At 55.6% G+C, this 23424-nt stretch carries 17 protein-coding genes; 8 read left to right on the top strand and 9 right to left on the bottom strand.

Annotation, left to right across the window (positions count from 1 at the left end; genetic code table 11):
• Positions 1-397: 397 nt before the first annotated feature.
• The 3 genes from BMH52_RS19680 (at position 398) to BMH52_RS19670 (ending at position 5063) form a co-directional block, all read left to right on the top strand.
• Complete coding sequence (locus tag BMH52_RS19680; RefSeq protein ID WP_073844767.1) at positions 398-1198, top strand: hypothetical protein; 801 nt, start codon at positions 398-400, stop codon at positions 1196-1198.
• Position 1199: 1 nt separating this feature from the next.
• The gene (locus tag BMH52_RS19675) at positions 1200-3665 is read left to right on the top strand and encodes a DEAD/DEAH box helicase (RefSeq protein ID WP_073844765.1); all 2466 of its coding nucleotides are present in this window, start codon (positions 1200-1202) and stop codon (positions 3663-3665) included.
• A gap of 198 nt (positions 3666-3863) precedes the next feature.
• Positions 3864-5063: a hypothetical protein gene (locus BMH52_RS19670; protein ID WP_073844763.1), complete on the top strand. Its 1200-nt coding sequence runs from the start codon at positions 3864-3866 to the stop codon at positions 5061-5063.
• Positions 5064-5242: 179 nt separating this feature from the next.
• On the opposite strand, the gene BMH52_RS19665 is transcribed toward BMH52_RS19670, so the two are convergent.
• From BMH52_RS19665 to BMH52_RS19630, 8 genes are all read right to left on the bottom strand, one after another.
• A complete protein-coding gene (locus tag BMH52_RS19665) occupies positions 5243-6976 on the bottom strand; it encodes an ATP-binding protein (RefSeq protein WP_073844761.1) in 1734 nt (577 codons plus the stop codon).
• Between the two features lie 9 nt (positions 6977-6985).
• Entirely contained in the window at positions 6986-7999 is a 1014-nt protein-coding gene (locus BMH52_RS19660) for an SIR2 family protein (RefSeq protein ID WP_073844836.1), read from the bottom strand.
• 75 nt (positions 8000-8074) lie between these two features.
• Positions 8075-8386, bottom strand: coding sequence for a hypothetical protein (locus BMH52_RS19655; protein ID WP_073844758.1), 312 nt, complete (start codon positions 8384-8386; stop codon positions 8075-8077).
• A 50-nt stretch (positions 8387-8436) separates the two neighbouring features.
• Entirely contained in the window at positions 8437-9045 is a 609-nt protein-coding gene (gene hxsA / locus BMH52_RS19650; RefSeq protein WP_073844756.1) for a His-Xaa-Ser repeat protein HxsA, read from the bottom strand.
• Positions 9042-10277 (bottom strand): His-Xaa-Ser system radical SAM maturase HxsC, encoded by a 1236-nt coding sequence (hxsC, locus tag BMH52_RS19645; protein ID WP_073844754.1) that lies wholly within the window; start codon positions 10275-10277, stop codon positions 9042-9044. Before hxsC ends, hxsA begins: the two co-directional genes overlap by 4 nt.
• A complete protein-coding gene (gene hxsB / locus BMH52_RS19640; protein ID WP_073844752.1) occupies positions 10277-11764 on the bottom strand; it encodes a His-Xaa-Ser system radical SAM maturase HxsB in 1488 nt (495 codons plus the stop codon). The genes hxsC and hxsB overlap by 1 nt, the downstream gene beginning before the upstream one ends.
• Positions 11761-12060: a His-Xaa-Ser system protein HxsD gene (hxsD, locus tag BMH52_RS19635; RefSeq protein ID WP_073844750.1), complete on the bottom strand. Its 300-nt coding sequence runs from the start codon at positions 12058-12060 to the stop codon at positions 11761-11763. The genes hxsB and hxsD overlap by 4 nt, the downstream gene beginning before the upstream one ends.
• Before the next feature lie 235 nt (positions 12061-12295).
• Positions 12296-13210: a LysR substrate-binding domain-containing protein gene (locus BMH52_RS19630; RefSeq protein ID WP_034127379.1), complete on the bottom strand. Its 915-nt coding sequence runs from the start codon at positions 13208-13210 to the stop codon at positions 12296-12298.
• A 268-nt stretch (positions 13211-13478) separates the two neighbouring features.
• Here BMH52_RS19630 and BMH52_RS19625 point away from each other — a divergent pair, with 268 nt between their 5' ends.
• The 4 genes from BMH52_RS19625 (at position 13479) to pgm (ending at position 19819) form a co-directional block, all read left to right on the top strand.
• Complete coding sequence (locus tag BMH52_RS19625; protein WP_014718390.1) at positions 13479-14501, top strand: zinc-dependent alcohol dehydrogenase family protein; 1023 nt, start codon at positions 13479-13481, stop codon at positions 14499-14501.
• Between the two features lie 705 nt (positions 14502-15206).
• On the top strand, positions 15207-16631 hold the full coding sequence (locus tag BMH52_RS19620; protein WP_177345100.1) for a hypothetical protein: 1425 nt from the start codon (positions 15207-15209) through the stop codon (positions 16629-16631).
• Positions 16632-16667: 36 nt separating this feature from the next.
• Entirely contained in the window at positions 16668-18071 is a 1404-nt protein-coding gene (locus BMH52_RS19615) for a PLP-dependent aminotransferase family protein (protein WP_014718391.1), read from the top strand.
• A 104-nt stretch (positions 18072-18175) separates the two neighbouring features.
• Complete coding sequence (gene pgm / locus BMH52_RS19610) at positions 18176-19819, top strand: phosphoglucomutase (alpha-D-glucose-1,6-bisphosphate-dependent) (protein ID WP_073844748.1); 1644 nt, start codon at positions 18176-18178, stop codon at positions 19817-19819.
• A 72-nt stretch (positions 19820-19891) separates the two neighbouring features.
• On the opposite strand, the gene BMH52_RS19605 is transcribed toward pgm, so the two are convergent.
• Entirely contained in the window at positions 19892-20587 is a 696-nt protein-coding gene (locus tag BMH52_RS19605) for a pirin family protein (protein WP_073844747.1), read from the bottom strand.
• Positions 20588-20804: 217 nt separating this feature from the next.
• Here BMH52_RS19605 and BMH52_RS19600 point away from each other — a divergent pair, with 217 nt between their 5' ends.
• Positions 20805-23267 carry a UvrD-helicase domain-containing protein gene (locus tag BMH52_RS19600; RefSeq protein ID WP_073844746.1) on the top strand — a complete coding sequence of 821 codons (2463 nt, stop codon included), beginning with the start codon at positions 20805-20807 and terminating at the stop codon, positions 23265-23267.
• Positions 23268-23424 lie beyond the last annotated feature (157 nt).

The raw sequence follows: 23424 nt of genomic DNA, 5'->3' as shown, positions 1-23424 counted from the left end.
TCAGATGGCTTTCAGTAGTTCATAAGTGCAGGGGAGGGGCTCACACTGCCTACCTCTTAGTCGGGAATGACCAGCGGCGTTGGATGGGGATGTCTACAGTGCTGCGTATCTTTTCAATCGGACGCTGATCGACCTACGAACGATTGGATATTTATACAGCTGTCACGCAGACTCCGACGATTTGTACCAAAAATTGTCTCCGATCTTGTTTACCGGTACCGTCATTCGCGCTAACTTGCGGTAACGCTGGCACAGTGCCGCTATCGGTCATCCCTGACTAGATCTCACTCGCGCGCACAGCTGCTCAGCTGGTGCCTACCCTTAATCAGGGCGGGATCATTGATCGCGCGCAGCAACCGCAAGAGGATTCTGCGGTTTAGTGTTTGTAGGAAGTGTTATGGATGGCGTGAGCTTCAAGCAGGTAGACCAGTATGCCCTGTGTTGTGTCGAGAATTTTTCTGATGAGCTTAAGCTCGCGCTGAGGGAAAACCTTACTCGTATCTGCCATGGTGCTGATCAGGCCAGCAAGGACAGGGCGATCTACAAATACCCTGCGACGATTAAGCACTTCTGGAACGAGCGCTATTCCAAGAAAACTTGGGAAACCCGAATTGGTATGCTGGGTGAACTCCTGTCTCACGTCATCATTCTGAAGCTCTTCCCCAACTTCGATGTGGTCTCCCCGTTCTTCAATATGGAAGAGAAGAGTATCCGGAAGGGCTTCGATCTCCTCCTATACGAGACCTCAACCAACAACGTCTGGATCACCGAGGTCAAGTCGGGGGGCAGAGGGGCGGACAAAACTTCTTGCTCGGCCACAAGTGCGCAATTGCGTTTGGCTCGGGATGACCTCAAGAGGCGTTTGGCTGAGCCGGAGCTCAATCACTGGCTCAACGCGATAAATGCCGCGAAAAATGCGATCCACAACAAAGCTAATTACCGGGACTCGGTTATTGAGATCTTGGAGATGGAAGGTGATTTGGCTGAAGAAGACGGGGCGAGTGCTTCGGACAACAATGTGTTTCTGGTCTCTGCCCTATTCAGCGAAGTGTCCCAGGCTATCGCCGAAGATACCGTGTCAAATTTCACCACCAAGCTGGTAGCTGAAGCTGTGTTCAAAACGGTGTGGGTGCTGTCCCTCCACAAAGGCACCATGAAAAAGCTGGAAGAGTTTTTGAGGCAGGAGGCGGAGCAGTAGCATGGAAGAGCTGACTATCAGGAAACTGGGCAACACCAAGTTCAAGGATTTGTATTTCCAACTCCTCAAGGGAGACGAACTGGGTAACACACAGATTGTGAAACTTTTGGCTATCGCCGTGCTGCTCCTTAACCACAAGACCCTCGAAATTCGGCGTCTCGGCTACCGCATTATCCTGTTTTACGGTAACGCTTCGGGTCAGTACCAGGCGCTGTACGATGTAGCACTCAACAGTGGTCTGCACCCTGTCTCAGCAGTAATCAGCAGCTACTTTTCCGAGGATGATCACCGCAGCGAGTCGTTCATCCGAAACATCGTGGGCAGCTACATCGATACCTTCCGTGATCAAGGCATCGTGCTGACTGAGCAACAGGATGCCCTGCGGACATTTGTTCAGTCGGAGTACCGTAAGTCGTCAGTCGTGGTTGCTCCGACCAGTTACGGTAAATCTGAGCTCATCATCCAATCGGTGAGGGAAAATCCAGGGCAGCGGATCCTGATCCTCGTGCCCTCTAAGGCTCTGCTGGCCCAGACGAAAAAGCGGTTGATCTACGCGGACATTGAGGGGTTGGGCAAGGTGGTGACCCACCCCGAGATGTATTCGGTTGAGCGAAAGAACAGGGCATTTGTCCTGACCCAGGAGCGGCTCAACAGGCTCTTGAACGAGAACGCCGGGCTGAGCTTCGATATGGTCTTCGTCGACGAGGCCCACAACCTGCTGCAGAGCGACCGCAGAAGTGAGTTACTGGCTGCCATGCTGTGCATCCTGGGGGCTCGTAATCCGGAAACATCATTCAAGTTCCTGACTCCCTTCCTGTGCGATGAACTCAACGTCCGTGTGCGCTTCCTGGACATGATCCCGAGCGGATTCAAGATCGACGAGTACATCAAGTCTGAGCGCTTCTACATCAGGGATTTTAGGGCTGGGAGGGGCCAGGCGAAGCTCAAGCTCTATGACCATTTCCTGAATGACTGGATGGAGTTCGATCGGAGGTATGCCAACTGCTTCGAGCTCATCAAGGGCGAAGCACTGTCCAAAAACATCGTTTACGGCAACAGGAAGAAAAGCATTGAGTCATTTGCGGTTGAACTGGCAGCCGTGCTGCCGCCCGTAGATTGTCCGCTGATCCAGACGGCCTGTGCCGAGCTAGGAGAGCTTTTTGACCGACGCTACAAACTGATCGGCTGCTTGCGCAAAGGGGTTATGTACCACCATGGTTCGATCCCTGACACCATCCGTCTTTACTTGGAAAGCCTGTTCAGCAGCTCCAAGCAGATGAGGTTTCTTGTCTGCAACTCCACGCTTCTGGAAGGGGTGAACCTACCGATCGAACGACTCTTCGTCTTTGATTTTTTCAAAGGGAAGCAAAAGCTGACGCCATCTCAATTCAAGAACCTGGTCGGACGCGTCAACCGGTTCAGTGAGGTCTTCGCGCCTGGAGCTAAGGCTGCGTTGAGAAAGCTGGAGTCCAGCGTCTACCTGTTGGGCGTAAATGGCTACACACGCGACAATGCAGCGCTTGAGACTTTCTACGATAAATCCGTCAACGTCTCAAAGGTGGTCAAGGACACTGTCAGCAACGTTCTGCTTGAAGCCACCAAGATCATCGATGGGAAGGTGTCGGTTCTCTACGACGACGCCGTGGCTCGTCTTGAGAATCTGCATCCTGGCGTGGTTAAAGATCGGGAGTGTCGGTACGTTACCACTCAGGTGGGCAAGCTCCTCATCGCGAACAGTGTCAGTGAAATTGACGTGTTCTCAGAGGAGGAGGCTATTGAGCGGAAGATTAGGCGAGGTATCGAGGCGAACGGCGTCATCAACACCGTTGACAGGCTGATGCTTGCAATCTCCAAATCGTTCGTCGATCACTTCGACAATAGCCGAGAGTACAGCGACCTGGTGCGTCTCAAGCAAGAGCCTGCCCGGAATTTCTACGCCATGATCTTGGATTGGAAGCTTAAGAAACTCAGCGTCAAGCAGACGATCCGACAGACGCTCGCGTACTGGAAAAAGCTGGTCGAGACTAGCCATAGCGATCACGTGTTCGTGGGTAAATGGGGTGATACCAAATATCGCGACAGCAAGTACGAGAACTGGGTAAGGATCTCCCAAAAGGATGACGGCGAGCGTATTAACCTGGCAATCGTCCGTCTCAAGGACGAGGACGATTTCTTCGACAACAAGATCTTCAAGTTCGTCGAGGTGCTGAATGGGGTAGGTGCCCTGGATCCAGGGTTCTACAAACTCATCAAATACGGTACTGCGGATGATACCAAGATCAAGCTCATCCGCGATGGCTACAGCCATGGCCTGGCGGATCTGATGCTCGAACGGTACCCCGAAACTGTGCGTCCGACGCTCGGCGGCGAGATCGAAGTGAGCCCTCGCCTAGTCAACATGATGATCAACAACGAGGAAAGCGATCTGCTGATCTTTGAAGCCAAGATGAACCTCAAACCCATCTGATCGGGAAGACTAAGATGTGATGAGCGGACGCAGAAATTGAGTAATTTGCATCGACCCATTGGCTTTGCGAATCGCCGCTGATCTTTATATGAATCGATACAGTTTGTTGCTTTTGGCTTGATGAGGCTGCGTGCGCATTGCTCGTGATTGGAATTATACTGTTGGCAAAAATTCTTTGGTTTTCACTGGTGGAAAATAGTGCAGCTGATATTAATATTTTTTAAGCCGTATTTTTTCTTCGCATACATAGCGGCATACGGCATATCTCAAAATCTTGAGGGTATTGGTCTATTTGGCTTATTGAATAATATCCATGATCCAGATTTCCCGCTACCCATACTTAATTTAAGTCCGGTCGCGGGAGTGAAAATAATCGCAGGGCTGTTGTTTGTATTGCTTGCTCCTCTCGCGCTCATGCTTGTTAGAGGCGGATTTATTCTCGGGAAAAAGGCGGGAATAGCCATGCTCGCAATCGTACTCCTACCAGGCGTTTTGTCGTTGCTGGGTATACCTATGTCGCTGGTTTTTTTCATTCCGAATGAGTTTCATTTGGGGGCGGGTTATATTGGAGGGTTTTGGAGTAATGGTACAAGCTTTCTAATTGCATTTATGTGGGGATGGGCCGCTATTATGATGGTGGCAAATGTTTTTAAAAGCCAAAAATTCAAACACGCTTACGATCATTTATGGTGTCTCCTAACACTTGTAGGGTGTATGTATCTGGTTGTGGATTCACAGGCGAAATCTCATGAGGAAAGCAAAGTTAGAACCAATGCAATCACTGGTAAGTATCTAGATTTCTATAATGACAGATATACGGTTTTGAATTCGCTTTGTGAGGCTAACTTGGCGCTTGCTATGCAAGAAAAAAATATTTGCGAAAGGGCGCGGAGTATTTTTAATACATTGCCTCCTGAGATAACGCAATCGAAACCTGAATTTAGACGATACGGTGACTCTTGGTTGGCGAATATTCCTAGCAAGGATGATATTGAACGTTTGAATTCAAGCGTCTGTTCGCATCGCGATGGCTCGAAAATTTGTCAGGAAACGCCTGTGGAGCTTCTGATAAATAGCCAGGAGCTTGGCGATAAGGTACTCATTCCGACGTCTGGACAAACTGAAAGGCTGAGGAGGTTATACGGCAAACTTAACTCTGAAGTGGAGAATGTTACGCGCTCAAAAGAACATACGCATTTAAAATATTTTCTATTCTGTGTGATCTGTTTTATTGCTGGAGGTAAGGCTGCAACCTCCTCGATTTCGTTTGTTGGTGAGAATAATATGAAGTCGCGGTCTTGGAGTCGAAAGATTGCATTCTCAATATTTTTTAATATTTGGTTTTTTGTCTGGCTCATAAGGGGGAACTTTGGCCAACCTTCAGCTAGTAAGTTATAGTCTATTTCTGAAACGACATAGCCAAGAGCGGTTAGGCAGAGATTCTGGCGTTGGCAGTATTTCAAAGCCTTGGATGAATACTGGGGGGCTAAAATCTATATCCTTCCTGTGCAGGAAGAAGCATACTCAGTTCGAACAATAAAACCTCAGGGGGCAGATGCTCCTTGAGGTTTTATTTATTACTGGATGTTCTGCTTGCGCCAGTTTTCGACAGCAGTCGAGAGGCGGTTATCTTTGGCATTTTTTTGCCATTCATCCCAGAAATTTACCGTACCGCTATTAGGTTTGTTTGCGGGCTCGTCGATCCTGATCCTGCTCGGTAACAAGCTAGCATCACCTACGACCAGGGCTTCACCCGTATCAAGAGTCGGAAGAATGTCGCTGAAGCCGCCCAGGCTGTCAGGAAGCAGACGCTTGATAACACTTTGGTCTTCTGCGTTCGTCAGCCTCATTGAGACGAAGTTACTGCACTGACTGAGCATCGTCTTGTTAACTTCAGACGGGCGCTGGCTGATCACCACCAGACTAACACCGTATTTTCGACCTTCCTTGGCGATACGTTCAAAGATATCCAGGGAGATATCATCGGCAGAATCGGCCATGTTGCGTTGCGGCATGTAGAGATGCGCTTCGTCACAAAGGAGCGCAATAGGATGACGCATCTCAGAAGGAGTCCACTGCTGAACGGAGAACGTGACCCGCGCAACAAGGGATACGATCAGCGGCAGAACGTCCGACGGCACCTCCGAGAAGTCGATAATTTTAATGCCAGCCTTACCGTTCTCACCAGTGCTGCCGAGCACGGCGCTGGCGAATTTTTCAAGCCAGGTGAAATCCAGAACGTCTCCACCGCCGTTGAACATAAAGCCCAAGCGTCTATCGGAGATCTTGTTTTCAAGCCGAGAGATCATTCGAGCAAGCTTGCCAAAGAAATCGCCCTGCTTTTCACTGCCAGCCTTAGCGCCAGGGACCATCTCGATGTTGATCTCATTCAGTCTGCCCATCAGGAAATCGAGATCGAATGGAACCGGGCTGTCCACTGTGAAGTGTTTCAGCACATCTGTTTGGTCGTTGTCCTCAAGGTACTTTCTTTTCGCCTGGTTAATTTCACGCGCCATGATCATGGCCTGGTTAGGCGCGTTTTGGTCGCTCCGGTCGACAAACATGGAAACGAGCGCTTCGTACGACAGTAGCCAATACGGTAGGTAAAGCACACCTTTATCAAGGGTGCGTCCAGCCTCAACGTCTGCGGGGCCCGCCACTTTGAAGTGCAGAATACCGGCACCCACCAAAGGCAAATATTCGCCATGCAGATCGAAGACAATCGCGTTAGCAGAAGCCAGCCCCGACATCTGCTCAATGATTTTGGCGGTCGTCCAAGACTTTCCGGAGCCGGTGCTTCCGCCAATGAATGCATGGCGCTGGAAGAATTTGTTGCCGTTAAGATAGGCAACAGCATGCTCATCCAAAGTGTATTTGCCGAGTGTCAGGGCATTACCACCTGCGGCTACGTTAGAGAGTGTGCGCATGAATCCGGTAAGATTGTCACCCTCCAGCGAAAAGCAATTGGCATCAATTTCTGGAACGCTTTCCAGCGTACGGCGAAAAACATTCTCACGTTCTCCATCGCGGTCAAGCATGGTGCCAATCAGAGAGATACGGCACAGGTTCAACTCAGAAGGTTGATCATTGATCCCATCAATTACGAGATCGCCGATGGCCCGCTTCCGTGTCACCTGTGTAATGAGTCCGATAAGGTGTTGGCCGATCCTGCTGCTTTGAAGAACGGCCAGATGGTTCACCTGCAGGCGCTTGAGTTGGTGGACATTCTCCACTTCCACCATGACAGTTGCGGTATCGACGGAGGCCACTTTTCCAAGCGCTTCTTCATCCTTAAAATTAAAGATCGGCATATTGTTTTCCTACGTTATGAGTGACAGATAACCTTCAAGACTCCAGATATTCCTTTCTACCGTCACTGGGGTATCACTCAGAGAGGAGTAGACAATTGATTGGTCGTTTGTTGCGCCGCGCTCGATTGCCAGATAGTTTTGGGCTTTGCCTTCAAGAATTAGTCTTTTGGCAGACTCGGAAAGCGCAAAGGTTATAATTGTGACTGGTGCTTTCTGGCGAAGGCATTTCGCCATGAGCTTCGGCTGGATGTGTTCGTCATTGAAACCGTAGCCAATGCACAGATATGAGCCTGCCTCATTAATGGCCGTATCGGCGTTGTTGATGATGGAACGGAATGGCTCAAGGTGGGTTTTCTGATATTTCTGGCTGCCAGGGGTTACGATCTGAGGCTCATATTTATCAGGTACATCCTGAGTGACTGAGAAGGCAACGGTATCGTTAAGAGGGGACTGGAACCAATCAAGGGATCCATGCACCTTCCAGATATTTACGCGGCGCGCAGCGGTTATTTCCGTCGCAGCTGCAAGCTGGCGGAAATAACCATGCGTGAACCCGGTGTAGTGGTGAATCCGACCCTGATCGCAGGCGTACTCTGCCAACCGATCATAATTCGTAGTCACGATGTTAATAATTTTCAGACTGCTCATGAACATATGTTCAAGCAGCCGACTCAGGGGGAACATCGAATTGTTCTGGAGGCTATCCTGAAAGATTTTGCTGTCTTCAGAGTTTATCAGCGCCCAAGTGGACTTGATGATTCTTGCCGTGAGCGTGTTAGAAGCATCGACCTGGTGCAGGGCTGCCTCCAAGTCGACATTATCCTTCAGCAACTGACAGAATTTAGCCCACGCGTCGATCTCGGCAGTGTTCAATCCTGAAATGTCCGTATTTTCGACCAAGTGGTTCGCCAATGCCCACATTCCAGACACGCCATGTGCAGCGGACGCGCCGCTGCCCAGAATGATGACGGGGGCCTTACCATAGTAGTCCTGCGCCTGTTTTTGATAATTTAGGTCTGACAAGGCTCTGTCCCTTGCTGTCTGCAACAGCCCAAATGAAAATTTCTACTTTTGCTTCAATAATGAAGACTGCCCGGTTTATTTTCGGCTCTGTAACGAGCCGCTTGGCAAAAGTGGGCCGGCTTTTTCGTACGTATGGTTGGAGCTGATTTCCACAGCTTGTGCTTGTCCTAAATGATTGTCACCAGCGAGGTAGTCCAACTTTTGCTGGAAAGCTGCTCGAGTCAGCGCCAACTGCGAGTCTTCCGATCCGGTCTCAATCACAACGCGATTTGCATCAACGGTCGTGATACGGAAACGGGCGCTACGCGACGGTATTTGCAGTTCCTTGCCTTGCAGGCGGCTGGTCAATGCCCAGAGAGTGTTGTCGACCTGAATGATATGCTGCATGGGATAATTCCTCCGTTGCTGAACGGACGCTAGCTTTAACCTGAAGCGACTTATGGAATCTTGATCCCCAACGCATTCAGCGATGGTGTATCCATCCGGCCATTCACGGTCAGCCCACTGTCCATCTGAAAGGCCATCAACGCACCACGTGTTGCTTTGCCCATCACCCCATCAATGGTGCCTTGGTAATACTGGCGCACCATCAGCGCGGTCTGCACACGGGTGACCAGGTTGCTTTTCTGCTCATTGGTCGCGCGGCTCTTAGAAGTGCTCGAACTTGTCCCGCTGGTAGTGCCAGACGACTGATAAAGGCTGTTGCTGCTTGGAGGGCTGCTCGAAGCACTCGGCGCGCTGTAGCCTCGGGTACTAGTAGCGGGTGGGCTGTAGTAGCGAGGTGCGCTATAGCCACCCGAGCCGCTGTAGTGAGAACTGTGCGAGCTGTGGGACCGGTGAGAACTGTGCGAGCGATGCGCCGCATAGATGTTGACGGTGTTTGGCGCATTGAGCGTATCGGCAAATACCGGGGGCTGTAGCTTGTCGTTGGGTTGCCAGTTCGCATCGGCGAGTGGCAGATGGCCCGCCTGTGCCAGGGTGGTACCTGCTATTGGCAGCAGGCTGATCCCACTGATCAGGACTTTCCAGCGGTCGAGCAATTTCACTGTGCACTCCTTGCATAGGCGCTAAAGGCCTCGGTCGATAGTCGTTGTACGCCGCGGCTCTGCCAGCGGTCGGTGTGGGATTTGAAGAAGCCAGAGCAATGTTTGACGGCAGCGCATTGTTGGCAGGTATCGATGAACAGGTTCTTCCAGTCCGAGATGCTCTGGCGGGCGAAACGCGAGAGGTGGGCCGGGATCAGGCACAGGGGCAAGTTGTAGATCGAAACCGGCACTCCGCGGTTGAACAGGAAATACACGGCCTGGCTCAACGACCCTTGATAGTCCAGCGGGTCAATCCACAGTTCTTCGTAGTTTTTCCTGGCCAGGCCGGTGCTTTCGATACCCATCAGCGCAACATGCCGCACGAAGGGCAGGTTCCTGAACACGTAGTGGGCGAGCTCGGGCAAGCGTGGCGTGGTCAGGCGATTGAGTACCACGCGTATCTCGATGATCTGGTTGGCGCGCGCCAGGTTGTAAAGACCTCGCAGGGTTTCGCTGAACGCGCCTGGAGCCTGCACCACATGGTCATGGTCTTCGGCATTGTCGGCATACAGGGGGATGCCCCAGCTCAACTGAGGGTGGCTGATGGCAGAGAGCGCTGCGATCCAGCTCGGGTCGTGGAACAGACGCCCGTTGCTGAGTACATGAATGGATTTCTGTGGCAAAACGGCTTTGCACTTGGCCAGGATTTCAAGCAGGCCGTCGCGATAAAGCGTTGGTTCTCCGCCGCTGATTCCCAGATTTTCCTCGCCGGAGTCCATCAGGTCGATCAGCCGTAGGTTCTCCTCGATGTGCCAACGGTCATCGATATCTTTGGGCGGCTGCGAGCACATCAGGCAGAGGCTGTTGCAACGATCGGTCATGAACAGCAGGTTGCTGTCTGAGCCTCGTCGATAGAGCACTCGCACCAACGCGCTGCCTGGTGTGATGGCAATGACATCGCCGGGCTGCACGACATCCGCATCTTTGGGGGTGTGCAGGTATGGCCGCGCGCTGTCGAAGTCGCCGATCACTGGCTCCGGGATCAGGAATCCTCCCACTGGTAATGAGAGCAGATGCGGGCTCCGTAGCCGTTTTTCGTTTGGCAGCCAAAGCAGCAGGTCACCGAACTCGGCGCTTCCGGCACACACAGCCAGGCCTTGTTCGATGAACTCATCCAGAGTGATGACCTTGAGCAGTTTCGGCTCATTCAGGTGATGGATTTTGAAGTGGGTATCTTTGCGCAGCATTGCCATCAGCCCCTGTAACCCGGGAACCCGACATCGTTGTAAGAGCGCCTGTTCAACCAAGACAGCAGCACCCTCTGCACGTTGTCGTCGCCATCGCAAAGCAGGCCGAAAAGATGCTTCAGCAGCCCCATGTTTTTCTTGCAGAAGCTGCTGAACACTCGGTGCCCGATCGGGTCAGCTTGGCGGGCATAGTGTTCGACGGGGTCAGCGCCACAGTACGGGACAAGTGCGCAGTCGCAGCAGCCCGGCAGCGCCTCTGCTACACCACTGGCGAGCAACGCATGCATAACGGGCGATGCGAGTAATTCAGACAAGGGTTGGTGTACGGTGCCGAGCCTCAAGCCGTCTTCACCCATCTCCAGCAACATTCGGGCTTCGTCCGAGGGATAGACGTAACCGTCATAGTTGTAAACCAGCGCCGCAGTGCCTGCGCCAGCAGGGGAGCGCAGGTCTACATAGCCGGATGAGAAGGGTGTCAGGATATTCTTCAGCAACAGGCTTGTATAACTCTCTGAGAGGTATACGCCCTGTTGGTTGATACGCAGTAAATAGGCCAGTGCCTTCTTGTAGAAGGCGAGGTACTGCTCAATAGGGTAATCAAGTCGATGGGCACTTTTGGTGGCAAACCCATAAGGGCTCAGAGGCCGAAGCGAGATGCTGGAGAAGCCCTGGCTTACATACTCATCGATGATCGCTTCAGGCTGTTCGAGGCTTCTTGAGGTCAGCGTGGTCAGCGCGGAAACTGAATCATGACCAAGACGCTCACGGACCCACTGGATGCCTTTTACAGTGCGTTCGTAGGAGTCTCGTGACGGGGTAGGGCGGTTGGCATTGTGCAAGGATGCCGGCCCATCGAGCGACGTAGAAAACTGGATGCGATTTTGTTCTGCGAAGTCGAGTATTTCCTCCGTCAGGTGGTGCAGGGTGGTGGTGATGACGAACTGGATATCTCGTTGTTCGACCACGTTGCGTTCAACCACCCATTTGACAATCTGGCGGACGCGCTCGAAGGCCAGAAGCGGTTCGCCACCTTGAAACTCCACAGTCAGGGCAGGAGCATTGGATTCGAACAGGCGATCGACCGCCGCCTGTGCATCCGCTTCCGACAGGTCGTGGCCGGATCCGCCCAGAGGGGCCCGCGACACCTGACAGTACTGGCAGGTGTGGTTGCAGCGCAATGTAACCACGAACAAGTGAAGTGCAGGGCCCTGGAAGAGGAAGTCCTTGCGGCTGCGATACTGCGCGGCCATTTCCGGGAGCGGGTCGTGGCAGCCTGGCTCGTAAATGAAGTGGCGGGCCAGCAGGTCCTTGTAAAAAGTCGTACTTGCTTGAACGTCGAAGTAACTGAGGGCTCGTAATTGCGTGTCGTTCACGTGCATGTACTCACCGGTATCGGAGGTGAGTAGGATGTCACGGTCATGTCCCGTGTTCATGCGCATGAATCGAAAAGGCAGCAAGCGGTAGTGCTTGACGTCTGTCGCAATCAGTGTCACTGCGAAACCCCACATCCAGCGAGCGCGGCTCGGGCTAAGACTTCGCGCAACCCTGCTGTTTCGCGGTTGATATGGTCGCGTAGGGCGAAGTCGTTCAGATGCTGGAGGATCAGCGAGTGAGCCTGCTCCGGGGAAAGCGTTAGCCTTGCTTCAGCGGGGTGGGCCGTGAGGCTTATCTGATTGGTTTCAATACCGACCTGGATCGCGACAGTGTCGGCCAGGGAATAAGCGGCGCGTTGCACCACGCTGAGCGGGTAGGCTGCGCTGTCGAGTTTCAGCCTGACTGGCCATGTCATCGGAACCTGTCCTTCAAATCCATTGGAAGCGTGTGGATTTTGCAGGTTGCCGAGGCATTATGCCATCATAATTTTTTACATTTTTACGCGTTTTCCCAGCGTGGTAGGTGGTGCGCTCACTACGGCTCGGCCAATACTACGGGGTAGGGCCGGTAGCAAACCAATGGAAGTGAATGGAGCTCCATGGTTTGTCGAAAGGCAAAAATGATCAGCTAAACTGCCTGCCCGACAAAGCCTAAAGACTCTCAGGATCGCCAAAAAACATCTGAATCCGCGACCTCAACCACCGCTCCCCCGGGTCATTATCCTGCGAACCCCGCCACGCCATATGCAGCTCAAACGAGCGCACCGGTAACGGCGGGTCCTCGGCACGCAAACCACCCGCCGAGGTCAGCGCTTCCGCCGCATAATCCGGCACCGTAGCCAGAATGTCCGTACCCGCCAGCAAGGTACCCAAGCCATTGAACTGCGGCACCGCGAGCACAACGTGGCGCTTGCGGCCGAGTTTTTCCAGCTCTTCATCGATAAACCCGCTCAAGTCGCCGGCAAAGGACACAAGCGCGTGGGGCCGTGAGCAGAAGTCATCCAGGCTCAGCGAGCCCGGTACGCTGTCGGCGCGCAGCAGTTTGGGCAGGCTGCGGCGCAGCACCTTGCGCTTGGCGTTGGCGGGCAGGTCGGCGGTGTAGCTGACGCCAATGGAGATTTCACCGGAGGCCAGCAGGCCGGGCATCAGGATGTAGTTGACGCGGCGTACCACCAGCACGATGCCGGGGGCTTCGGAGCGCAGGCGTTTGAGCAGTTGCGGGAGCAGGGCGAATTCCACGTCGTCGGACAGGCCAATGCGAAACACGGCGGTGCTGGTGGCCGGGTCGAATTCGGCGGCGCGGCTGACGGCGGTGGAGATCGAGTCCAGGGCCGGGGAGAGCAGGGCGAAGATTTCCACGGCGCGGGCCGAGGGTTCCATGCTGCGCCCGGTGCGCACGAACAGGGGGTCATCGAACAACCCGCGCAGGCGTGACAACGCTGCGCTGATGGCCGGCTGGCCGAGGAACAATTTCTCGGCGGCGCGGGTCACACTGCGCTCATGCATCAAGGTTTCGAATACGATCAAGAGGTTAAGGTCGACACGACGCAGGTCGTTACGGTTCATCTTGTGTCCTGGAAGAGTCAGCAAACTTGATGTGAGCGGTCATGTAGCAACCCCTGAGGTTCGATTCAGAGGGATGACCGGCATGAATCTTACGGGGAAAGGCTGGTACTCTGCACCGGCTAATTGATTTTTCCTACGATAGTTGAGGGGTGTTCCTCCTTCGCGGAATCAATGACAGGCATGTCGACTATTAATGGTGACCGGTGGTCTTACCCCCAAAGCCCAGATAAAGTTCATGGCATTAGAGGTTACTTTGACGAGGTTTGCGATGTCCCGCACGATCCGTTTTCACAAGTTTGGTCCGGCCGAGGTGCTCAAATGCGAAGAGCATGCGGCCGCGCAGCCCGCACCGGGCGAAGTGCAGGTGCGTGTCGACGCGATCGGCATCAGTTGGTACGACATTCTGTGGCGCCAGAACCTGGCGTCTTCCCATGCACGCCTGCCTTCTGGCCTGGGCCATGAGATGGCCGGGGTTGTGGTTGCCCTCGGCGACGGCGTGGATGACTTGGCGGTGGGCGATAAAGTGGCCAGTTTTCCGGCCGAGAGCCCCAATGATTACCCGGTGTATGGCGAGCAGATCGTCTTGCCCCGTTCGGCCCTGACCCGTTATCCGGATGTCTTGAGTCCGATTGAAGCGAGCGTGCACTACACGCCACTGCTGATTGCGTACTTTGCCTACATGGACCTGGCGCGGGTCAAACCCGGCCAGTTCGCTTTGGTGACCGATGCCAGCCACTGTGCCGGCCCTTCGTTTGTGCAGTTGGGCAAGGCCCTGGGTGTGCGGGTGATTGCGGCCACCAAAGACAGTGCTGAACGTGAATACCTGCTGTCCCTCGGGGCAGAAAAAGTCATCGTGACCGAAGAGCAAGACCTGCTGATGCAGATCAACAAGTTCACCGACAACCGGGGCGTCGACGTAGTGTTCGATGGCCTGGGTGGCCCGCAGATGTCGCTGCTCGGGGACGTCCTGGCGCCGCGTGGCAGCCTGGTGCTGTATGGCCTGCAAGGTGGCAACCAGACGCCATTCCCGGCCTGTGCGGCGTTCCAGAAGAACATTCAGTTCTTTGTGCACTGTATCGGCAACTTCACCGGCAAGCCGGAGTTGGGCATTATCCAGGATCACGTGGCGTTGCAGCGCGCGTTGCGCGATATCAACCAGCTGACAGCCGACCGGGTGCTTGTCCCACTGAAGACAACGGTATTTCCGTTCAGTCAGTTCGTCGAAGCGCACCGATACATGGATGAATGCCCTTGCCGCGAACGGGTGGCGTTGCAGGTTGAAGCTGTTTGAGCTGTAGGAGTATTCGCAAATGAATACTCCGGCGCCTGAGCTGATGAGGCAAATGCGCCATTTGACAGGGCTTAACCCGCACCGGGGTTGAGCCGCCGCAGGGGCGTTCTGCCCCGTAAACAATACTGTTATTGCCTTGCGCCGCCCTGAAATCCAGTGCGGCGCTTGTGTGTGGGCGTCATTTAAGTTGGGCAGGCAGCTCATCTGAGCTGCTTTTTGACGCTGTTCTGTATCTGTTAATCATTATTTGAGTGCCGATAATTGAGTCTTCATTGTCATCTCAAGGATTGAGCCATGATTGATTACACGGCAGTTGCGTCACGCACCTTCACAACTAACGAGGCTCGGATTGTTTTTTTCGGCAAGTGCAAAACGAATACCCTTTTGCTTTACGCGCACCCAAGGTGCGCAGGTGATTAATGTTTGTCGGACAATTCTCTAATTGCTTAGTTAAAACAGTGTAGGACGTTGTCGGAACATTCCTAAGGCTAACAGCTATTTCGCTAGAGCCCGCGCAGGCGCTGGATTCTCCGGCGGGGCGGCCATAGGCCCCCTCAATGCTCTCACCTGCGCTTTTGTTGCAAGGTGCTAATGTTGACTCAAACTTGTGCTGCGCACTGGATGACAAGCCTACAGATGTAATAAGTCGAGCAACGCTGTTTGGTAGTTGCTTGAAACTGATATTTCAACTCGGGTAGTAGAACGATGAGCACTATTCATGAACAAGCCATGAGCTATGTTTACCAGCAAGTTCTGCAACGTTTAATCGGGCACTTTACGCGTGCCGAACGAACGTCACTTCAATTGCTCGTTCAGCGCATCGTGGTGGCCGCAGGCGGCATGGAACAAGTGGGCAATTACAAAGTACTGATCGCCCACGGTGGCGGCGAAGTGAGCAGCTACACCCTCGCGTTACTGCGTGCGGCGCAACTGACCATTGCCGGCCGCTCGCCCAAGACTTTTCAGATACGGGTGGCAACATTGCGGCATGCGGGTATGACTCAAGCAACGCTCGACTGCCTGAATCAAGGCTACGCAGCGCTGTTCTTCCATGACGACCCACGGGTAGAGCTGTTGATGGTGGAAAACCATGAGGTGCTGCCGTTCAACCATCAGCGCCCGGCGTCCAGTGCCGCTCGGGAAATCAGCCAGCGTAACAAACTGATGATTGGGCACCTGACGTCCGGCGATATCCGCGCCGCCCTGTGCGATGACACGCTCCTGGCCCTGGGCGATTTCTACCAGCGGGTCGCTACCTGGAACGGCGGCGTGCATGCCCTGGTCAGCGGTGATTCAGTGCGCAAGCAAAGCCAATACATCGCGTGGCTGAAAAAAAATGCGCTGGCGACCGGCCTTGCATTTGCGCCCGGCAAGCCATCGTCGCTCAATGGGTGGTTTGCACGCATGGAGGAATGGAGCGTGGGATGCTACCGCGACCTCTATGGCGAGCACTATGCCGGCAACGAAAGTCCGGGCCGGGGCGGGCATCGTCATTTGGCCTATATCGGTATCGCTGATCTGCTCAAGGACGCCGATGTCGCCCATGCGCCACTGCTCACCGGGTTCCTCGCCTACAAACGGGACCCGTTCGAGTTCCATTTCAGCCATCCCGCCTATCCCAACCCATTGCTCATGGCGCATTTGCACGGCGTGCAGGCCCAGTGTCTGCGTGAGCTGTCCTACGAACATGGCGTCGCGGGGTTTGTTCGGCGTGCGGCAGACTTCCTGCACCGCAGGCAAGTACCGGTCGCGCTGATCAAAGAAGCGTCAGGGCCAGAGGGGCAGTTGCTGTCCACCGCCTACATTCAGGAGTTCTCCGGCCTGGACGACAGCCAGTTGACGTGCCTGTTGTTTGCGCCCTTCGTTCAACATGGCGAACGGTTGGAGAGCTTCTTGCGTCAATGCCATCCCGGCATGCTGGTGGCACTTCCTGAACTGCACAAGGCACTACAGGGCAAACCCGCTGCGGACATCCTGCACCAGTGGCTAGTGGATACCAGTGGGCTGCCGCTGCCGCTGTTGCAGCACCTGTATCGTAAGCACCCGCTGCTGGGAGGGCGCGGCATGCGGGTATGCAAACAAACGCTGGCGCGGCCCAAGGTGCGCATCGCCCAAGTGTCGGGGCGTTAGCAGCGTGTATTCGCCAATCAAAGCCGGTGATCAACAATGAACCTTCGGGGGGAGCGGCAAGTAGACTTTGCCTATCAGGCGGTGTACCGCTACATGATCAATCTGATCAACGAAGTCAGCCGGGAAACGCCAGTGAAACTGCCTTCCCTGCGGCAGTTATCGACGCGCATGAATGTGTCGATCTCGACGATTCAGTACGCCTATTCGTTGCTGGAAAAGGAAGGACGAGTGTACTCGGTGGCCAAGTCCGGCTACTTCGCCTGGCCCGTGGCTGCAAACGCGCCCCTTATGGCAGGTACAGACTTGCTCGAGCGTTTGTACACGGCCGCCCGGCGCCCGGCGATGGTGGTGCTCAGTGGCGATGAACCGGCGCTGTTGGGGTCGCTGGATGGCGCGTTGCTGGCGCTGGAACGTCAATTGGTACGCCGGTATCCCCATCACCTGCAACCTTCGCAACCTTGTGGTGTGTGGGAGTTGCGCGCCGCCTTGGCCGCACGCTATACCTCGTCGCCCACCCGTTGTTGGCAAGCGGATGAGGTGTATGTGGGGGCCGACCTTCAAGGCGTACTGGACATCCTGATTGATGCCCTGGGCCTTAAAGGCACCGTGGTGGTGGTTGAATCTCCCTGCGATTACCTGGTGTTGCGCCTGCTACAGGCCGCTGGTGTGCGGGTCATTGAATGGCCCTGGCGCGCCGACGGCCGCCCCGATTTGGCCACTTTTGAGCACCTGCTGCGCCATGAGCCGGTGCACCTGGTGCTGCTCTCATCCGTGGTCAGCATGCCCTCGGGTAACGCCATGACCGAGCCCGAGCGGCTGCACGTAGCGCGTCTGCTCGACCAGCACGGCTGCTGGTTGCTGGAGAACGATACCTTTGGTGACCTGAGCTTTGCGCCGCCCGGATCGGCCTTGCGCGGCCTGGTCAACCCAGAGCGGCTGATCGTATTTTCTTCGTTCGAAAAGGTGTTGGGCCCGGAGGCGCCCTTTGGTTACCTGCTGGCGCAGCAGATGAGCAGTGAATTGCAGCGCCAATTCTTACTGCGTTCGTTTCGATTGTCCGCTATCCGACAACGCGCCATTGCCCGGCTGTACGAAAGCGGTCGGTTCGACCAGCACCTGCAGACGTTGCGCCAGCGCCTCCATGAGCAGGCGCACGCCATGAGTCACCGCTTGGATGCGCGTATGCAAGGGCGTGTGCACTACCGCATGCCCGTGGCCGGGGCGAGTTTCTGGTTGCAGTCCATGGCGCCGGTGGACATGCGCCTGGTGTTCCAACGCATGCTCGCCCAGCAGGTAGTGATTGCCCCCGGCGAGCTGTTCAGCCTCAGTGGTTTACATCACCAGCATATGCGCTTGAGCCATACCTTCAGCGGCCATCCCAACCTGGACATCGCCCTGGATACGCTGGCGCAGTCACTACGGCAGGCGCAGACTGAGTAGTGTGTGAAATTTCTCTTTAGATCGTCGGATCGATACCGTCGCGCAGTAGTCCAAGTCCCAGTAAACTGTCATTTTTTCCGAATCCTTCTTTTCGAGGTTTATGCATGACTATCAGTCCTTTTGCGGGCAAACCGGCGCCAGCCCAGTTGCTGGTGGATATCCCGCGACTGGTCACGGCTTACTACACCGGCCAGCCTGATGCAGCGATCTCCACTCAGCGCGTGGCTTTTGGTACTTCCGGGCACCGCGGCAGCTCGTTTGAACTGAGTTTCAACGAGTGGCATGTGCTGGCTATCAGCCAGGCCATCTGCCTGTACCGCGAAGCGCAGGGCATCACTGGCCCCTTGTTTGTCGGCCTGGATACCCATGCATTGTCGACGCCAGCCGGTGCCAGCGCCTTGGAAGTACTGGCGGCCAACGGCGTGCATGTGATGCTGGCCGAGGGCGATGAGTACACGCCGACGCCGGCGATTTCCCACGCCATCATCTGCTACAACCGCGGCCGTACCAGCGGCCTGGCGGACGGCATTGTGATTACACCGTCCCACAATCCGCCGCAAAGTGGCGGCTACAAGTACAACCCGCCTAACGGTGGCCCGGCTGATACCCATATCACCAAGTGGATCGAAGCCAAGGCCAACGAACTGCTCGCCAACAAGCTGGCCGGGGTCAAGCGCATCACTCACTCCCAGGCGCTCAAGGCCGACACCACCCATCGCCATGACTACCTCAACAGCTATGTGGCCGACCTGATCAATGTGATCGACATGGACGCGATCCGCAGCGCCGACCTGCGCTTGGGCGTGGACCCACTGGGCGGAGCAGGGGTGCGCTACTGGTCGGCGATTGCCGAGCACTACCGCTTGAACCTGGAGGTGGTGAATACCGAGGTCGACGCAACCTTCCGCTTCATGAGCGTCGACTGGGACGGCCAGATTCGCATGGACCCGTCTTCCAGCTACGCCATGCAAAGTCTGATCGGGCTCAAGGAGCGTTTCGACGTTGCCTTCGCCTGCGACCCGGACCACGACCGCCACGGCATTGTCACGCCTTCCGGAGGTTTACTGGCGCCCAACAACTACCTGGCGGTGTCCATCGACTACCTGTTCCAGAACCGTCCGGACTGGCGCGCCGATGCAGCCGTAGGCAAGACCGTGGTGAGCAGCGGCCTGATCGACCGCGTCGCAGCGCGTATTGGTCGTCGCCTGTACGAAGTGCCAGTGGGCTTCAAATGGTTTGCCGATGGCTTGTTTGAAGGGTCGTTGGGGTTTGGCGGCGAAGAAAGCGCCGGTGCCTCGTTCCTGCGCAAGGACGGCAGCGTGTGGAGCACCGACAAGGACGGCCTTATCCCGGCCTTACTGGCCGCCGAAATGACCTCGCGCAAAGGCCAGGACCCCAGCCAGATCTACCGCGGCCTGACCGATGCCCTCGGTGAGCCGTTCGCTATCCGTGTGGATGCCAAAGCCACTCCAGCGCAAAAAGCCCTGCTGGGCAAACTGTCGCCGGAGCAGGTCACGTCCACGCAATTGGCCGGGGAGACCATTCAGCAGATCCTCAGCCATGCGCCGGGCAACAACCAGGCGATTGGCGGCTTGAAAGTCATGACCGAAAACGGCTGGTTTGCCGCACGGCCCTCGGGCACTGAGGACATCTACAAGATCTACGCCGAGAGTTTCGTTGGCGAAGAGCACCTCAAGCAACTGGTGGAGGAGGCGCAGGTGTTGGTTGATGGGGCAATCAGCCAATAACTGACACTCATGCGGTAGAAGTGTGGGAGGGAGCAAGCCGCCTCCCACATTAGATAGCAACAAGAGTTGAGATCAGGCCAGGTCCACCAGCACGATTTCGCTGTCCTCAATCGCCGTTACCCGCAATACCAGTTCATCCTCAACCGCCACACCATCTCGCGCCTTTGCCTGCACGCCATTGACGTCAATCACGCCCGTGGCGGGCACCAGGTACGCCCGGCGGCCACTGTCCAGCCGGTACTCCGCGCTTTCTCCAGCTTTCAGGTTAGCTGCCACCAAGCGTGCATCCGCACGAATTCGCAAGCTTTCACTGTCGCCAGCCTTGCCGCTGGCCAGGGTTACAAAGCCCTCGCGGTTGCCTTGTGGAAACGGTTTGGCGCCCCAGGACGGTGGCAAGCCGGCTTCATTGGGGATGATCCAGATCTGAAAGATCTTGGTTGGCGTAGCCTCCAGGTTGTACTCGCTGTGGGCAATGCCGGTGCCTGCGCTCATTACTTGCACGTCGCCGGCTTCGGTGCGGCCTTTGTTACCCAGGTTGTCGGCATGGCTGATGGCCCCTTCGCGCACATAGGTGATGATTTCCATGTCGCGGTGCGGGTGCTGGGGAAAGCCGCTGCCGGGGGCGATGATGTCGTCGTTCCATACCCGCAAGTTGCCCCAGTGCATGCGCTGGGGGTCGTGGTATTCGGCAAAGGAAAAGTGGTGATGAGCGTCAAGCCAGCCATGGTGGGCGCCGCCCAGTGTGTTGAAAGGTCGAAGTTCAAGCATGATCGTCTCCTGTTGATGAACCTATCATCCAGCAGCGCATGATCGAGAAAAAGCGTAAAAAATGCCTGTTTATGATTCATTTATTCGATGTTTAACCCCGGTGTTCACTTTCACTTCATCGCCTAACTGCATGACAACAAAGCATTTGGCTGGAACTGAGCGGCGTTTCCGGCGACCATGACGGCTTGGTCAAAACAAGCTCACCGCAGGAGTCCGCGTGTCGCAACAACAGCCTGATCTACCCCCCGAACTGCGCCCCTTGGCTGAAATGCCGTTGTTGAAGCGGCTTGCCGCGCGCCTGTTCGGCCATGGCCTCACCCGTTTGCGTGCGCAGCATCGATTTTCCTGGTTGCATGGCCAGGCCGACGGCTTTTGCAGTGGGCATGAGGCTGGCGTTGAGTACGGTTACCGTGAGGGTAGGGCTGATGGCATCGAGGAGGGCCGACAAGTCCTGCTGATTCGTGACTTTCGCCCCGATGAGCACCGTGCGCCAGGCATAGATGACAGCCTGTTCGACGATTGGCGATTGCCGCTCACCGCAGAGGTGAAGAAGCGCATGAAGGCCGATGTCGCGCGCCTGCTGCCAGCCCATGCGCAGCCAAGCGCGGCGCAATGGAAGATGATCTTCAGCGACACCCCCTCGACCTCGGTGATTGCGGGGGCCGGCGCTGGCAAGTCGACGTCCCTGGTGCTGCGCATCCTGCTGCTCAGCCATTACCTGGGCTTTGAACTGAGTTCGATGACTGTGGTGACGTTCACCCGCGAGTCGCGCAAGGACTTCATCAACAAACTCATGGAAATTCTCAACCTGTGGGGCCAACCCCTTGGCAGCAAGGAAGCCCAGGCGCTGGTGCGCACCTTTCATTCGCGCATCCTGCCGATGGTGCGCAGCCTGCCGGGTTTTGAGCGGCTGCAGGCCTTTGAGAACCTCAGCGGTGGTTTTGAAGACGCCGACAGCAACCCCTTCGACCTGCGTATCAGTGACGCCCAGCGCCAGCAGATGAACGCTTGTTATCACCGCTTGTATGGCCGCCATCAGCGTTTTCGCGAGTTGATTGCACCCTTGGCCCGCCATAGCCTTCAGCTCAAGGAGCTGGAGCGCGATCATCCTGACGTGCAAAAGCGTATGGCCGTGACTGAATTGGCCGCCAAGCGCGATGAAGAACTCTGTGATGTGATTGAGGACCTGTGGTTTCGCGCCGGTGCCTGGCCGATCAAAGGTATCGAACCCAGCCGTCAGACCTTTGAAATCAACGGCGCGCGATTTCATTGCCACGGCTACATCCCGGAGCTGGACGCCTGGGTGGTACTGGGGTTCGATGGGCGTGAAAACCCGCAGATCAGTCGGCCGAATTCGAAACTCTCGGTGCGTGCAGAATGGGCAGTAAAGCGCACGTTGTTTCAAGCTTTCTGTAATAAGCCACTGATATGGCTGGATAATTACAAATCTTCAAAGCGCCTTTTGAGCAGCTTGGGCGGCGATGCCACGGCCGGGCCAGGCTTTGATTACAAGGTCAAAGGCGAACTCGCTTCGGCGCCCCTGTTGGACAGTTTTGTCATGGCAGCCGGGTTTATCGAGAACCTCGGCCTGGATGTCCCCACGGCGGTTGGCCAGATGAGTTTTGCCAAGGACGACCCGGATCGGCTGTTCTTCGAGGCCCTGAGCATTTTCTGGAAGGCGCTGGAAGATCACCTGCTGGAACAATCGCCGCCGATCATGACCTACAACCGGATGTTCTCGCTGTTTGGCGAAAACACCCCGGAGAACCTCAAGCTGCTGAGTGATCCCTTGTTGCGGCCGATGTCGCACTTGATGATCGATGAATTCCAGGACGTATCGCCGCAGATCGTGTCCTGGATCCGCGCCAGCCTGCGCGAAATCCGCAGCCGTGGGCCGGCCATGCACGTCGGGCGCGCAGCCCAACGCTCATCCTTGCTGTGCGTGGGGGATGACTGGCAATCCATCTATGGCTGGCGCGGCAGCTCGCCCAAGTACTTCATGGAGTTCAACAAGGAGTTTGTTTCGCCCAGCACCACCCGCGTGATGTTGGGCGAGAACTACCGCAGCCACCAGCACATCATCGACGCTGCCGAACATATCGTCCGTAGCGCGCCGGCCATCCCGGGCAAGAAGGCCAAGGCCAGTGGCGAGCCCAAGGTATTGGTGCCCGTCACGGTGTTGGAACGTGACGACGCGGCACTGGGGCAGCGGTTGCTCGAGCACTATCAGCGGGGCGATTCAATCCTGATGCTTTATCGAAAAAGTAGCGATAAGTTATTGATTCAAGAGCATATTCAGTCTGTAGTTAATGTGGATTCTAGCTCGGCGCTTCAGGCGCGCAGGCTTAAACAGCTGACTTATCACAGTGCCAAGGGCTTGCAGGCGGATGCGGTGTTTTTGCTGGGCGATTGTCAGCATGTCACCAGCTCGCCGTATAAGAATCAGGTCTATCGCATGGCGGGCTTGGGTAAGGATGGCGACAGTGAGCCTTATGACAATGCCCAGAGAGACGAGGTGTTGCGCCTGGCCTATGTGGGGATCACCCGGGCGGTCAGCCATTGCTATTGGTATGTGGAGAAGCCGGAAGGCCAAGGCGTGAATGTGCCCAGGGCGTCTGAGCGGGTGGATGGCAGGAAGGTGTTTTTTGATGATCAGCGTGCGCCGAAGGGGGCTGGCTGACCTGCGATAAGAGCCCGACAGCCGACGCGTCTCTACCTGACAACACGGGATCGAACATGTGGGAGCTGGCTTGCCTGCGATGGCGGCCTGACAGCCGACGCCTATCTACCTGACACTCCACGATCCAACTGTGAGAGCGGGCTTGCTCGCGACGGCG

Source organism: Pseudomonas sp. BTN1 (assembly GCF_001907715.1).
GTDB classification, from domain to species: Bacteria; Pseudomonadota; Gammaproteobacteria; order Pseudomonadales; family Pseudomonadaceae; genus Aquipseudomonas; species Aquipseudomonas paracarnis.
Note: the sequence above shows the minus strand (reverse complement) of the source record. Positions and strands in the feature narration are given on the sequence as shown.

Excerpts from the sequence above, each read along its gene's own strand:
- BMH52_RS19620 (WP_177345100.1), top strand. The coding sequence starts at position 15,207 with ATGAGCACTATTCATGAACAAGCCATGAGCTATGTTTACCAGCAAGTT.
- hxsD (WP_073844750.1), bottom strand. The coding sequence starts at position 12,060 with ATGACATGGCCAGTCAGGCTGAAACTCGACAGCGCAGCCTACCCGCTC.
- BMH52_RS19665 (WP_073844761.1), bottom strand. The coding sequence starts at position 6,976 with ATGCCGATCTTTAATTTTAAGGATGAAGAAGCGCTTGGAAAAGTGGCC.
- pgm (WP_073844748.1), top strand. The coding sequence starts at position 18,176 with ATGACTATCAGTCCTTTTGCGGGCAAACCGGCGCCAGCCCAGTTGCTG.
- BMH52_RS19675 (WP_073844765.1), top strand. The coding sequence starts at position 1,200 with ATGGAAGAGCTGACTATCAGGAAACTGGGCAACACCAAGTTCAAGGAT.
- hxsC (WP_073844754.1), bottom strand. The coding sequence starts at position 10,277 with ATGGCAATGCTGCGCAAAGATACCCACTTCAAAATCCATCACCTGAAT.
- BMH52_RS19625 (WP_014718390.1), top strand. The coding sequence starts at position 13,479 with ATGTCCCGCACGATCCGTTTTCACAAGTTTGGTCCGGCCGAGGTGCTC.
- BMH52_RS19680 (WP_073844767.1), top strand. The coding sequence starts at position 398 with ATGGATGGCGTGAGCTTCAAGCAGGTAGACCAGTATGCCCTGTGTTGT.
- BMH52_RS19630 (WP_034127379.1), bottom strand. The coding sequence starts at position 13,210 with ATGAACCGTAACGACCTGCGTCGTGTCGACCTTAACCTCTTGATCGTA.
- BMH52_RS19655 (WP_073844758.1), bottom strand. The coding sequence starts at position 8,386 with ATGCAGCATATCATTCAGGTCGACAACACTCTCTGGGCATTGACCAGC.
- BMH52_RS19615 (WP_014718391.1), top strand. The coding sequence starts at position 16,668 with ATGAACCTTCGGGGGGAGCGGCAAGTAGACTTTGCCTATCAGGCGGTG.
- BMH52_RS19605 (WP_073844747.1), bottom strand. The coding sequence starts at position 20,587 with ATGCTTGAACTTCGACCTTTCAACACACTGGGCGGCGCCCACCATGGC.